Origin of the sequence: Roseixanthobacter glucoisosaccharinicivorans (genome assembly GCF_043195095.2) — a bacterium.
Taxonomy (GTDB): Bacteria; Pseudomonadota; Alphaproteobacteria; order Rhizobiales; family Xanthobacteraceae; genus NCEH01.
In genome coordinates this window covers 1,725,859-1,739,217 of sequence record NZ_CM195538.1, presented here as the reverse complement: position 1 = coordinate 1,739,217, position 13,359 = coordinate 1,725,859, and the positions used below count along the sequence as shown (strand labels likewise).

Genomic DNA, 13,359 nt, shown 5'->3' with positions numbered 1-13,359 from the left:
GGTCTTTCCTGGTCGTGCATGCGGTCAGCCTCGCGCCTGGGCAAAGGCGAGGCAGGTCTCGAAGATGGCGCGCAGCGCCGCCCGCAGGGGCGCGGCATAAGCGGCGTCGTATGGCGTCGGCCATTGGTCCGGCGTGAGCGGACCCAGCGGCTCGTGCATATAGGCGCGGCACGCCAGCTCCATCTGGACGGCATGCACGCCCTCCGAGGGCCGGCCATACTGGCGGGTGATGTAGCCGCCCTTGAACCGCCCGTCGGTGACGTGCGGCCGGCCGGTGGCCGCGCAGAGGGATTCGATCGCCCGCACCAGCTCGGGCGCGCAGCTCTGGCCGCTGTTCGTGCCGATGTTGAATTCCGGCAAGGTGCCCTCGAACAGGCGCGGGATCACCGAACGGATCGAGTGGCAGTCATAGAGCACGACGGTGCCATGGCGCTCCCGTGCGGCGGCGATCTCGCCGGCGAGCGCCGTGTGATAGGGATCGAAATAAGCCGCCCGCCGCGCCGCCACCGCCGCCGCGTCCGGTGCGCGGCCCGCATGATACAGCGGCTCGCCGTCGAACGTCGTGGTCGGGCACAGCTCGGTGGTCGCCTGGCCGGGATAGAGCGAGACGCCCGAGGGATCGCGATTGACGTCGATCACCGTGCGCGACACCGCCGTGTGCACGATGCTCGCGTTCAGCTCCCTGGCAAAGTCATACAGCTCGTCGATCCACCAATCGCAATCCTTGCGCGCGAGCGGGAGCGACACCAGGGCGTCGCAATAAGCCGCCGGGATTTCGGTGCCGGTGTGCGGGAGGCTCACCACCAGGGGCGCCGTTCCGCGCGTGACGCGCAGCCAATCGGGAGAGGAAGAGGTCACATCAAGCTCCGCTGATGGAAGGCAGCACATCGGCTCCAGCCGCCTCCGCGAGCGCGCCGCTGCGCACGAGGTCGATGGCGGCCGCCATGTCGGGATGGAAATACCGATCGTCCTCAAGGTGCGGCACCCGCGCGCGCAGGCATGCCCGAACCCGCTCCAGCCGGGGGCTGGAGGCGAGCGGGGCGTGGAAATCGCAGCCCTGGGCGGCGGCAAGCAATTCGATGCCGAGGATGCCGAAAGCATTCTCGGCCATGGGGGCGAGCCGCCGCGCGCCATGGGCGGCCATGGAAACGTGATCTTCCTGATTGGCCGAGGTGGGGATCGAATCCACGCTCGCGGGATAGGCCCGCTGCTTATTCTCCGACACCAGCGCGGCGGCGGTGACCTGCGCAATCATGAAGCCAGAATTCAGTCCGGGCCGGGGGGTGAGAAACGCCGGCAGGCCGGAGAGCGCGGGATCCACCAGCATGGCGATCCTGCGCTCGGCCAGCGCGCCGATCTCGCAGATCGCAAGGGCGATCATGTCGGCGGCGAATGCCACCGGCTCGGCATGAAAGTTACCCCCCGAAAGCGCCTCCCCCGTCTGCCAGAAGATCAGCGGATTGTCCGAAACCCCATTGGCCTCGGTTGAGAGGGTCGCGGCGGCCTGGCGCAGCAGATCGAGCACGGCGCCCATCACCTGGGGCTGGCAGCGCAGGCAATAGGGATCCTGCACCCGATCGTCGCCGAGGCGGTGGGAGTCGCGGATGACCGAACCCTCCATGAGCGTGCGCAGCGCCTCGGCGGTTTCGATCTGCCCGCGATGGCGGCGCAAGGCATGGATGCGCGGATCGAACGGCGCATCCGAGCCGCGCGCGGCATCGGTGGAAAGGGCACCCGTGACCAGCGCCGCGCGGAATGCGGTTTCCGCCGCGAACAGACCGGTGAGCGCGCAGGCGGTGGAAAACTGGGTTCCATTGAGCAGCGCCAGGCCCTCTTTCGGTCCGAGCGCCAAGGGGGCGAGCCCGGCCCGGGCCAAAGCCGCGTCGGCCGGCATGCGCTCGGTGCCGAACAGGCAATCCCCGACGCCGATCATCGCGGCGGTCATGTGCGCCAGCGGCGCGAGATCGCCGGAGGCGCCGACCGATCCCTGGGCCGGCACCACCGGAACCAGCCCGCGCGCGAGCATGGCCTCCAGAAACGCCAGCGTGCGCGGGTGTATGCCGGATGCCCCCTGGGCAAGGCTCGCGAGCTTGAGCGCCATCATCAGCCGCACCACCGGCGCCGGCATGGCCTCGCCCACGCCGGCCGCGTGGGACACGACGATGTTGCGCTGAAGCGTGGCCAGATCGGCGGCGTCGATGCGGACGCTGGCCAGCTTCCCGAATCCCGTGTTGATGCCGTAGACCGGCGCCCCGGCGGCCACGATGGCGTCCACCGCCGCTGCGCTACGCCGCACATTTTCGGCGCAGCTGGGGTCGAGGGTGAAGGCGGCGCCGGCGGCGATGTCGCGCCATTTCGCCAAAGGCACCGCTCCGGCATCGAGGCGCACGCTCATCGGCCCCTCCAGACGCGGGCGTGGAGCGGGTTGAAGCCGATGCGGTAGACCAGCTCGGCCGGCCGCTCGATATCCCACACCGCAAGATCGCAATCCTTGCCGGGCTCCAACGTGCCGGTCCGCTTGAGCACCCCGAGTGCGCGCGCCGCTTCGCGCGTCACGCCGGCGATGCATTCGGTCACCGTCAGGCGAAACAAGGTGGCGCCCATATTCATGGTGAGCAGCAGCGAGGTGAGCGGCGACGTGCCCGGGTTGCAATCGGTCGCAAGGGCGATCGGCACCCCGGCGGCACGGAAGAGATCGACCGGCGGCGTCTTGGTTTCGCGAATGAAATAATAGGCGCCTGGCAGCAGCACCGCGACGGTGCCGGCCTTACCCATGGCCGCGGCTCCTGCGGCGTCCGCATGCTCCAGATGGTCCGCCGACAGGGCGCCGAACCGCGCGGCCAACTCGGCCCCATGAAGGTTGCTGAGCTGGTCGGCGTGCAGCTTCACCGGCAGGGCGAGCGCACGGGCGGCTTCAAACACGCGCGCCACCTGGGCGGGCGAGAAGGCGATGCCTTCGCAGAACGCATCCACCGCATCCGCCAGCCCCTCTCCCGCCAGTGCCGGGAGCATCTGCGTGCAGATCGCATCAATGAAGGCGTCCTTGTCGCCGCCGGCCTCCGGTGGCAAGGCATGGGCGCCGAGGAAGGTGGTCGTGACGGTGACCGGCCGGCGATCGCCGAGCGCGCGGGCGGCGCGCAATTGGCGCCGCTCGGCCTCCAGGTTCAGGCCATAGCCGGACTTGATCTCGATGGTGGTGACGCCTTCCGCCAGAAGCGCATCGAGCCGCGGCAGGGCGGAGGCGACGAGCGCGTCCTCGTCCGCGGCGCGGGTGGCCGTCATGGTGGAGACGATGCCGCCGCCGGCCCGCGCGATCTCCTCATAGGGGACACCGGCGAGGCGCATCTCGAACTCGTTCGCGCGATCGCCGCCATAGACCAGATGGGTGTGGCAATCGATGAGGCCGGGGGTGATCCAGCGTCCCGCGCAATCCACGGCCTCGATGGCGTCGAACGCCGGCGCATCGGCGCGGGGACCGGCGTAGAGGATGCGGCCGTCGCGGGCCGCGACGAGGCCGTCTTCCACCACCCCGAGCCCTGGAAGCGCGGGCGCGAGGGTTGCAAGGCGGGCATTCCGCCAGATGCGGTCGCAGCGCATGGCCGTTCCCTGTCCCCAATTCCCATTGGCGGTGGCGCCGATAATGTATATACATAAATGCGCGACTTCGCGCTTGTCCAGCCCCCTTCGAAAAAAGGAAAGCGATGGTGCCGTCCCCTTCCCGGAGCCTCTGGTTTACCGACGCTCTGCTGCCCGATGGCTGGGCCCAGAAGGTCCGCCTCCACCTGCGCGACGGCGCAATGACCGCGATCGAGCGCGACGTGGCGCCGGCGAGCGGGGAGGAGAGGCACGGCCCGGTGGTGCCTGGGCTTCCCAATCTCCACAGCCACGCCTTCCAGCGCGGACTTGCGGGCCTTGCCGAAATGCGCGGGCCGGGCGAGGACAGCTTCTGGGGCTGGCGCGAGGTCATGTATCGCTTCGTCGACCGTGTCGGTCCCGAAGACGTGGAGGCGCTGGCCGCCCTCGCTTACATGGAAATGCTGGAGAGCGGCTTCACCCGCGTCGGCGAATTCCACTATCTCCATCATGACCCCGCCGGCGCGGCCTATGCCGATCGCGCGGAACTGGCGACGCGCATTTCCGCTGCCGCCGCCGAAACCGGGATTGCCCTCACGCTGCTGCCGGTGTTTTACGCCCATTCTGGATTCGGCGGTCTTGAGCCGGGCCACGGCCAGCGCCGGTTCATCAACGATCTCGATGGGTTCGCCGCGCTGATGGCCGCGAGCCGGGCTGCGGTCGCGCCACTGGAGGATGCCGTGGTCGGCATCGCCCCCCACAGCCTGCGGGCCGCGAGCCTGGAAGAAATCACTGCCATCCTTCCGCTTGCGGCCGGCGGGCCGGTCCATATCCATGTGGCCGAGCAAACCAAGGAAGTGGAGGATTGCCTCGCCTGGTGCGGGCAGCGGCCGGTCGAGCATCTGTTCGGGGGCGCCCCGGTGGATACGCGCTGGTGCCTCATCCACGCCACCCACATGACCGAGGGCGAAACCCGCCAACTTGCGCAAAGTCAGGCCGTCGCAGGCTTGTGCCCGATCACCGAAGCCAATCTCGGCGACGGGATATTTCCGGCCGCCGAATTTGCCCGTGCCGGCGGACGCTATGGCATCGGTTCCGATTCCAATGTGCTCGTGGATGCGGCGGAGGAATTGCGCACCCTTGAATATGGCCAGCGGCTGCGCCTGCGCGCGCGCAATGTGCTTGCGGGCGAGATGCGGGCCGGGGAAGCGCTGCGCTCCACCGGCCGCGCGCTGTTCGATGCGGCGCTCGCCGGGGGCGGGCAGGCGCTCCAGGTGCCTTGCGGCGCGGCGGGCTGGGGCATCGCGGTCGGCGCGCCGGCCGATCTCGTTACCCTCGATCCCGGCCGGTCCGCGCTGGCCGCACGCGCGGGCGATGCCTGGCTCGACGGCTGGATTTTCGGGGCGCGGGGCGGCGCGGTGGACGGCGTCTGGCGTCGTGGACGCAAATATGTGACGAACGGGCTTCACCACGACCATGAACGGATACGCGGCAGGTTCGCGCGCGTGATGGAAAGAGTGCTGGCGTGAGCGAAACGGTCGAAACTCCGCTCAAGGACAAGATGTCGGGGACGCTCAATCGGCGCATCCGGGCCGATATCGAAGCCAAGATCCTGTCCGGCGAATGGGGGCCGGGCTACCGGATCCCCTATGAGCACGAGCTGATGGCGCAATATGGCTGCGCCCGCATGACCGTGAACAAGGTGGTGTCCGAACTCGCCGCGGCGGGGCTGGTGGAGCGTCGCCGCCGCGCCGGATCGTTCGTCGCCGCGCCGCGCATCCAATCGGCGATTCTTCAGATCCCGGATATCGAGGCGGAAATCACCCTGCGGGGCGAGACCTATCGTTACGAATTGCTGCGTCTGCAGCGCCGCCGCGCGGACCGGCGCATGGCGCTGGAATGGGAGCTGACGCCCCGCGGCGAAGTGCTGGAGCTGGAGTGCCGGCACATGGCCGGCATGCGCCCCTTTGCCCTGGAACGACGCCTCATCAACATCACCGCCGTGCCCGAGGCGGCGGACGTGGATTTCTCGCGCCAATCTCCCGGCTCCTGGCTGGTCGGTCACGTTCCCTGGACCGAGGCCGAGCACCACATCACCGCCGTCAATGCCTCGAGCGAAATGGCGACGCTGCTCGACATCCCGGACCGCGCCGCCTGCCTGGAGCTGCAACGCCGCACCTGGCGCGGGGACGAGAACATCACGTTCGTGCGCCAGACCTTCCGCGGCGACCTGTTCAACCTGGTCGCGCGCTTCACCCCCTCGCAGGCCTCCTCCGGCGGCTGAAGCGCGGGCCCGCCCGGCGGACTCGCTTAGCCCGCGCCGAACACCGACCAGCGCATGGCCCGCGCCAATTGCTCCAGCGCGATCGAGCCCAGCACCGAATTGCCGAAGCGATCGAGGCCCGGCGACCAGACCGCGATCGAGGCCTTGCCCGGCGCCACCGCCAGGATGCCGCCGCCCACACCGCTTTTGCCCGGCAGGCCGACGCGGAAGGCGAAGTCGCCCGAGCCGTCATAATGGCCGCAGGTCAGCATCAGGGCCGCGATGCGGCGCGCCCGCTCCGAGGTGACGACCGAGCGCCCGGTGGTGGGGATCTTGCCGCCGAAAGCGATATAGCGGCCCGCCATGGCCAATTGCCGAGCGGTCATGGTGATCGCGCAATGGTGGAAATAGACCCCGAGCGCATGGTCCACCGGGTGCTCCAGCACGTTGAAGGCGCGCATGTAATTGGCGAGCGCGGTATTGAGGAAGCCGGTCTGCTTTTCCGAGCGCGCCACATTCTCGTCGATCGCCACGTCCTCGTCGTCGGCGATGAAGCGGATGAAGCGCAGGATGGAGCCGAGCGCCTCGCGCGGCTGGTGGCCGGAGAGCAGCACGTCGGTGACGGCGATCGCGCCGGCATTGATGAAGGGATTGCGCGGCTTGCCCTTCTCATATTCCAGCTGGACAATGGAATTGAACGCATTGCCCGAGGGCTCGCGGCCGACCCGGTTCCACAGATTGTCGCCCAGCTGCCCAAGCGCCAAGGTCAGCGTGAACACCTTGGAGATGCTCTGGATCGAGAAGGCGGTCTCGAAATCCCCGGCGCAGATCATCTCGCCGTCTGCGGTGGTCACGGCGATGGCGAACTGGTCCAGCGGCACCTTGGCGAGTTCGGGAATATAGCTCGCAACCGTGCCGCGCTCGGTGCGCTGCGCCATGTCGGCGGCGATGTCCGCCACCACCTGCCTCAAATCCGGCTTGAAATCCGACACCCCGGTCCTCCCCTTGAACACTGAGCGACTATAGCTCTCGCAGGCGCGAAGGGTAGCCGGCCGCGCCGCACAGGCTATGCTGCGCGCCCGTTTCCCAATCGGTGCGTCATGCCGCCTTCCCCTGCCCTGGTCTGGTTCCGCGACGATCTGCGGCTTAGCGACAATCCCGCCCTCACCCACGCCGCGCGGGATGGGCGGCCGGTAGCGGCGCTTTATGTGCTGGATGAAATTTCGCCCGGCGTGCGGCCGCTCGGCGGGGCGGCGCGCTGGTGGCTGGCCCAGTCTCTGAAAGCACTGATGCGCGACCTCAACGCGCACGGCATTCCCCTGATCCTGCGCCGGGGACGGGCGGGCGAGATCGTTCCGGCGCTGGCGCGGGCGCTCGGCGCCGGGCTCGTCACCCTCAACAACCGGCCGGGGGCTGCCGAGCGCGCGGTCGACGTGCAGGTCGCGGCCGATTTGCGGGCCGAGGGCCGCGAGGTGCACCTGTTCAACGGCCATCTGCTGCATGAATTGGGATCGGTGCGCACGGCGGCGGGCACCTTGCCGCGCACCTTCTCCGCCTTCCAACGGGCCGCTTTGAAGGATTGGGTGCCACGCGCGCCCCTGCCCGTTCCGCCGCGCCTGGAGGCGGCCCGCCACGCACAGCAAAGCGATGATCTCGCCCAATGGGCGCTCGAACCTTCCCGCCCCGATTGGGCGCAGGGCCTGCGCGCCACATGGCGGGCCGGCGAAGCGGCGGCGCGGGAGCGATTGCACGCCTTTTTCTCTACCGGGCTCGCCGGCTATGCGGAGCTGCGCGACCGGCCGGACATGGACCACGTCTCGCGCCTGTCGCCGCATCTGCGCTGGGGCGAGATATCACCCCGGCAGGTCGCCTCCGCCACGCAACACGCCGTGGAGGCGGAAGGGCTTGCCCCGCGCGACGGCGAAAAATTCGTGGCAGAACTCTATTGGCGCGAGTTCAACCACCACATTCTGAATACGGCGCCGGACCTTGCGACACGCAATCTCAATGCCGCCTTCGACGCCTTTCCCTGGCGCGATGCGCCCGAGGACTGCGCGGCATGGCAGAGCGGCCGCACCGGCTACCCCATCGTGGATGCCGCCATGCGGCAGCTCTGGCGGACGGGCTGGATGCACAACCGCATGCGCATGGTGGTCGCGTCTTTCCTCGCCAAGCACCTGTTAGTGCACTGGCGCGCGGGGGAGCGTTGGTTCTGGGACACGCTGGTGGATGCGGACGCCGCGAGCAATCCCGGCAATTGGCAATGGGTCGCCGGCAGCGGGGTGGATGCCGCGCCTTATTTCCGCATCTTCAACCCGGTGCTCCAGGGCGAGAAGTTCGATCCGGACGGGGCCTATGTGCGCGCTTTCGTGCCCGAGCTGGCGCGGCTGCCGCCGGCGCTGATCCACAAGCCCTGGACGGGCGATGCCGCCGCTTTGTCGCGGGCCGGCGTGCGGCTCGGCAGCACCTATCCCCACCCCATCGTGGACCACGCCCAAGCCCGCGCCCGGGCGCTGCGCGCGTTCGAGCAGGTCAAGGCGCAAGCGGCCGGATGAAGGCGAAGGCATCGCCTGCGGCGGGGTGGTGCGAGGGCAGGCTATGGCGCGGCCGAAGGCTTCCCGCTACACCGGACGCGCCGGCGACTCAGGGGCGAGACGGCCCCGCCCGGCCGGGCCGGCGGGCATGTTGCGGCACGCGCGGCGCCGGGCCGCGGCGAGGATCAAGTGATGCGGGAAACCCTCTATTCCTTGCAGATCCTGCGCTTCCTTGCGGCCGCCTTGGTCATGCTGTCCCATGTGGAGCACAGCCTTTCCGGCTTTCGCGAGCGCTATGGCGCGGAGGTGCTGATTTTCGGGATTTCGGGCGATCTCGGGGTCCGCATCTTCTTCGTCATCAGCGGCTTCATCATGGTCTATATCGCCCATGACGCGTTCGGAAAGCCGGGGGCACCGGGGCGGTTCCTGGCGGCGCGAATCGTGCGCGTGGTGCCGCTCTATTGGCTGCTGACGACGCTGCAGATCCTCGTCTTCCTGCTGCTCGCGCGCCTCGGCGATCCCTCGGGCGCGGCGCTTCTCTCCGTGCCGGAAGTGGTGAAGAGCTATGTCTTCATTCCCTACTTCAATCTCTACGCGCAGCATCGGCCGATCCTGTCCCAGGGCTGGACGCTGAACTATGAGATGTTCTTCTACCTCGCCTTTGCCGCCAGCCTGTTCCTGCGGCGCACCTTGGGCTTGAGTGTCCTTATCGCCGCGCTGCTCGGCCTGACCGTGGCGGGAACGCTGGACTGGCAGCAGGACGTCATGCGCGCCTGGACCCATCCGATCCTGCTGGAATTCGTCATCGGCATCGCGCTCGCGCTGGTGAAGCTGCATCTCATGCGCAATGGGCGGGGCGTGCTGGGGTTTCGCCATGTCCTTCCCGCCTGCCTGGCGCTGATCGTCGCGGTCACGGCCTTTCCCCAGGCGGTGCCGGCGGCCCATACGCTGGTGGCGATGCTCACCGTGGGGCTATGCGTGCTGTGCGTGGATGCCAATCCCACACGCCCGGCGGTGGGCATTCTCGTGGTGCTGGGAAATGCCTCCTACAGCCTCTATCTCAGCCACAGCTTCATTTTTCTGTTCGTCGATCCGCTGTGGCGCAAGCTATTGGGCGGGCAATATCTTGGGTTCTATTTCCTGTTGGTCACCGGCACGGCGCTGGCGCTCGGCTACCTGACCTATCGCTGCATCGAGCTGCCCATGAACGGGTTTTTGCGCAGCGCGCTCCTGCGCCGCGGCCCGCGCCCGGCCCCGGTGCCGCGATGACCGCCGCAAGCCGCGCCGGTTGCCGCTGGTGAGCGCCTTCGGTAACGTTCGCTCGCCATCTGGAGCACGGTTATTCCATGAATATACGTAACGGCCTTGTTGAATCCATCGGCAACACCCCGCTCATCCGCCTGAAGAAGGCGTCCGAGGAGACCGGGTGCACCATTCTGGGCAAGGCGGAATTCCTCAATCCGGGCCAGTCGGTGAAAGATCGCGCGGCGCTCGGCATCATCCAGGATGCGATCGCGAAGGGCACGCTCCAGCCCGGCGGCGTGATCGTGGAAGGCACGGCGGGCAATACCGGCATCGGCTTGGCGCTGGTGGCTGCGCCCTTCGGCTTCAAGACCGTGATCGTCATTCCCGAGACCCAGTCCCAGGAAAAGAAGGACATGCTGCGCCTCGCCGGCGCCACGCTCGTGGAAGTGCCGGCGGTGGGCTATTCCAACCCGAACAATTACGTGAAGGTCTCCGGCCGCCTTGCCGAGGCGCTCGCCAAGACCGAGCCGAACGGCGCCATCTGGGCCAACCAGTTCGACAATGTGGCCAACCGGCAGGCGCATATCGACACCACCGGCCCGGAAATCTACCAGCAGACCGACGGCAAGGTGGACGGCTTCGTGTGCGCGGTCGGCACCGGCGGCACGCTCGCGGGCATCGGCATGGCCCTGAAGGCGCGCAACCCCAACATCAAGATCGCGCTCGCCGACCCGTTCGGCGCGGCGCTCTATTCCTATTACACCACCGGCGTGCTGCACGCGGAGGGCTCGTCCATCACCGAGGGCATCGGCCAGGGGCGCATCACCGCGAACCTGGAGGGCGCGCCGGTGGATTTCGCCTATCAGATACCGGACGCCGAAGCGGTGCAGATCGTGTTCGACCTGCTGGAGCACGAGGGCCTGTGCCTCGGCGGCTCGTCCGGCATCAATATCGCCGGCGCGATCCGCCTCGCGAAGGATCTCGGGCCGGGGCATACCATCGTCACCATTCTCTGCGACTACGGCACGCGCTATCAGTCGAAGCTGTTCAATCCCGAATTCCTGCGCTCCAAGGACCTGCCCGTGCCGGGCTGGCTGGAACGCAAGAGCGAGGTGCCGAACGTTCTCGTGTGATCCTCGCCGCCCCTCCTCCAACGCGGAATCCCGTTCATGACCTCCTCGCCTTACCTCGTGTCCACCCAATGGCTTGCGGACAATCTCGGAGCGCCCGACCTGGTGATCGTGGACGGCTCCTGGCACTTGCCGCCGACCGGGCGCAACGGCAAGGCGGAGTTCCTGGAGCATCACATCCCCGGCGCCGTGTTCTTCGACATCGACGCCATTTCCGACCATTCGAGCGACCTGCCCCACATGCTGCCGGACGCGCTCGCCTTCTCCGCGGCGGTGGGCAAGCTCGGCATCGGCGATGGGCTGCGGATCGTGGTCTATGACCAGCTCGGCCTGTTCTCGGCGGCGCGCGTGTGGTGGACCTTCCGCGCCTTCGGGGTGGCGGAGGTGATGATTCTGGATGGCGGCCTGCCGCAATGGCTGGCCGAGGGCCGCGAGACCGAAAGCGGCCCCTCCACCCGCCCGACGGCCAGCTTCATGGCGCGGCTGGACCGCTCCATCATCGCCGACATCGCCCAGGTGGAGCGCGCCTTGACCGCCGGCACCAGCCAGGTGCTCGATGCGCGCCCGGCGGCCCGGTTCCGGGGCGAGGCGCCGGAGCCGCGCGCCGGCATCGCCTCCGGCCATATTCCCGGCAGCCTCAACCTGCCCTTCAGCGAAATCGTCAAGGACGGCCACCTCGCCGAGCCCGAGGCCCTGCGCGCGGCGCTGGAAGGCGCGGGCGTGGATCTCTCCCGCCCGGTCATCACCTCCTGCGGCTCCGGCGTCTCGGCCGCCATTTTGTGGCTGGCGCTGGACAGCATCGGCAAGCGCCCGCACGCGCTCTATGACGGCTCCTGGGCCGAATGGGCGGCCGCCGGAAAGCCGGTGGCGACCGGAGCGGAATAAAACCTCGCGGCGCTTGGAAGTCCCCCTCGCCAGCGCTCGCGTGGAAGATCCCTAACCCTCGCTTGGAAGGCCCCCTCCCTAGCCCTCCCCCGCAAGCGGGAGAGGGGACAAGGCGGTGTCGGGGGGAAATCCGTACGTCACACAGTCCGATGCGCTCCCTCTCCCGCTTGCGGGGGAGGGTTGGGGAGGGGGAAGACCGCTCGGCAGGGAAAGACCGCCAGGGAGAGGGAAAGACCGTGGCGGGCGACGGATACGCCTAAAGCAGCCCGAGGGCGCGCAATTCGCGCTCCATCTCCGCCGGCAATCCGGCCGCGCCCTTGCCCGCCGCGTCGAGATCGGCGGCGACGTCCGTATCCTTGAGATAGCGCCAGCCCTGGAACGGGCGGTGCGGGCGCGGCGCCACGCGCACCACCTGCGGGTCCAGCACCAAGGTGCAGCGGCGGATGCCTTCGCCATCCACGAACGGGCGGATGTCGACCAGCCGCTGCCGGCACATGATCTCGCCCTTGATGACCCAATAGAGCGAACCGCCGCTGAGCAATTCCTCGGTGCGGGTCGGCACCATACGGGTGATATGCCCATGTTCCACAGGCAGGCCGCGCGCCGCCTTGTCGGCGAGGCGCTCGGCGATCCAGTCGGTGAGGTCCTCGATGGATTCGGCGCCGACGCACAGCTTCAGCAGATGAAGGGGGCGCGATGCTGCGGCGGCCGGCGCCTTGGCGAGCGATGTCTTGGCGAGCGATGTCTTCGCCGGCGATGTCTTGGCCGGCGATGTCTTGGCCGGCTTGGCGGGGGATTTCGCGTTCATGCCGCGGTGACCGGCTCCCGCTTCACCTGCGGCCAGTCCACCTCGTCCTCGGCCAGCACCTCGCTTTCGCGCAGCGCCTCGGCCTTCCAGGCGACGAAATCGGGTTGGGCATGAATGGCAGCCACATAGGCCGCGCTGACGTCGTCGAGCGGCACCGCATAGGTGCGCAGGCGCGTCGCGACTGGCGCGAACATGGCGTCCGCCGCGCAGAAGGCGCCGAACAGAAAGTCCCCGCCACTCCCGAAGCGCGCGCGGGCCTCGCGGAAGATGGCGGTGACGCGCGCGACATCCCGCTCCACGGCCTCGGGCAGGGCCAGCGGCGCCACCGGGCGCCACAGATTCATGGGAAGATGGCGGCGCAGATGATGGAAGGAGGCGTGCATCTCGGCGCTGATGGAGCGGGCGAAGGCCCGTGCGGCGGGACGCGAGGGCCAGAGCGGCCGGCTCGGATGGGTCTCTGCCACATGCTCGATGATCGCCAAGGAATCCCACACGGGGATATCGCCATCGACCAGCACCGGAACGCGGCCGGCGGTGCCGAGCGGCGCGAGCGCGGCCTTGAACGCATCGGTGCCGATGGCGATGCGCTGCTCCTCGAAGGCGATGTCGGCGGTCCGCAAGGCGAGCCAGGGCCGCATCGACCAGGAGGAATAATTCTTGTTTCCGATGATCAGCTTCAACGGCATGGCGGTCGTGTTCCCCAGGACCCTATGGGACTGGGCCGCGTGCCGTCAGTGGATCGAAGCGACGATGACGGGATCGAACCCGCCGAAGAGATAGACCACGGCAATGGTCGCAACAACAACGCCCAGAGCGGTGCGCGCGACGCACCAGCAGGATCGTTCGGTCTTTCCGGTCATGATGACTGTCTATGGCTTGAAGGGAGAGGAAAAAGCGTCCTGAAACAGGATTTCCGGATGA

13 protein-coding genes are annotated in these 13,359 nt (G+C 68.3%); 6 read left to right on the top strand and 7 right to left on the bottom strand.

The window, feature by feature from the left end; all coding sequences use genetic code 11:
• Positions 1–24: 24 nt before the first annotated feature.
• From hutG to hutI, 3 genes are read right to left on the bottom strand one after another with little or no spacing between them, the layout of a single operon-like run.
• Positions 25–858 (bottom strand): N-formylglutamate deformylase, encoded by an 834-nt coding sequence (gene hutG / locus V5F78_RS07785; protein WP_394071571.1) that lies wholly within the window; start codon positions 856–858, stop codon positions 25–27.
• Between the two features lies 1 nt (position 859).
• Positions 860–2,395, bottom strand: a complete 1,536-nt coding sequence (gene hutH / locus V5F78_RS07780) for a histidine ammonia-lyase (RefSeq protein WP_394071572.1) — start codon at positions 2,393–2,395, stop codon at positions 860–862.
• Positions 2,392–3,597, bottom strand: coding sequence for an imidazolonepropionase (hutI, locus tag V5F78_RS07775; protein WP_394071573.1), 1,206 nt, complete (start codon positions 3,595–3,597; stop codon positions 2,392–2,394). The genes hutH and hutI overlap by 4 nt, the downstream gene beginning before the upstream one ends.
• Before the next feature lie 107 nt (positions 3,598–3,704).
• Here hutI and V5F78_RS07770 point away from each other — a divergent pair, with 107 nt between their 5' ends.
• Positions 3,705–5,102, top strand: coding sequence for a formimidoylglutamate deiminase (locus V5F78_RS07770; protein ID WP_394071574.1), 1,398 nt, complete (start codon positions 3,705–3,707; stop codon positions 5,100–5,102).
• 32 nt (positions 5,103–5,134) lie between these two features.
• Complete coding sequence (gene hutC / locus V5F78_RS07765; RefSeq protein ID WP_394071633.1) at positions 5,135–5,857, top strand: histidine utilization transcriptional repressor HutC; 723 nt, start codon at positions 5,135–5,137, stop codon at positions 5,855–5,857.
• A 26-nt stretch (positions 5,858–5,883) separates the two neighbouring features.
• Here hutC and V5F78_RS07760 read toward each other — a convergent pair whose 3' ends face one another.
• Complete coding sequence (locus V5F78_RS07760; protein ID WP_394071575.1) at positions 5,884–6,828, bottom strand: glutaminase; 945 nt, start codon at positions 6,826–6,828, stop codon at positions 5,884–5,886.
• A gap of 108 nt (positions 6,829–6,936) precedes the next feature.
• Between V5F78_RS07760 and V5F78_RS07755 the strand changes: the two genes are divergently transcribed.
• From V5F78_RS07755 to sseA, 4 genes are all read left to right on the top strand, one after another.
• Positions 6,937–8,391: a cryptochrome/photolyase family protein gene (locus tag V5F78_RS07755; RefSeq protein ID WP_394071576.1), complete on the top strand. Its 1,455-nt coding sequence runs from the start codon at positions 6,937–6,939 to the stop codon at positions 8,389–8,391.
• A 171-nt stretch (positions 8,392–8,562) separates the two neighbouring features.
• Positions 8,563–9,639: an acyltransferase family protein gene (locus V5F78_RS07750; RefSeq protein WP_394071577.1), complete on the top strand. Its 1,077-nt coding sequence runs from the start codon at positions 8,563–8,565 to the stop codon at positions 9,637–9,639.
• 77 nt (positions 9,640–9,716) lie between these two features.
• Complete coding sequence (locus V5F78_RS07745) at positions 9,717–10,748, top strand: cysteine synthase A (RefSeq protein ID WP_394071578.1); 1,032 nt, start codon at positions 9,717–9,719, stop codon at positions 10,746–10,748.
• 36 nt (positions 10,749–10,784) lie between these two features.
• On the top strand, positions 10,785–11,630 hold the full coding sequence (gene sseA, locus V5F78_RS07740) for a 3-mercaptopyruvate sulfurtransferase (RefSeq protein WP_394071579.1): 846 nt from the start codon (positions 10,785–10,787) through the stop codon (positions 11,628–11,630).
• Between the two features lie 256 nt (positions 11,631–11,886).
• Here sseA and V5F78_RS07735 read toward each other — a convergent pair whose 3' ends face one another.
• The 3 genes from V5F78_RS07735 to V5F78_RS07725 are packed head-to-tail and all read right to left on the bottom strand — an operon-like array spanning position 11,887 to position 13,298.
• Complete coding sequence (locus tag V5F78_RS07735) at positions 11,887–12,438, bottom strand: DUF1489 family protein (protein ID WP_394071580.1); 552 nt, start codon at positions 12,436–12,438, stop codon at positions 11,887–11,889.
• Complete coding sequence (locus V5F78_RS07730) at positions 12,435–13,124, bottom strand: glutathione S-transferase family protein (RefSeq protein WP_394071582.1); 690 nt, start codon at positions 13,122–13,124, stop codon at positions 12,435–12,437. Before V5F78_RS07730 ends, V5F78_RS07735 begins: the two co-directional genes overlap by 4 nt.
• Positions 13,125–13,169: 45 nt before the next feature.
• Positions 13,170–13,298, bottom strand: a complete 129-nt coding sequence (locus tag V5F78_RS07725; protein WP_394071583.1) for a hypothetical protein — start codon at positions 13,296–13,298, stop codon at positions 13,170–13,172.
• Between the last annotated feature and the right edge of the window lie 61 nt (positions 13,299–13,359).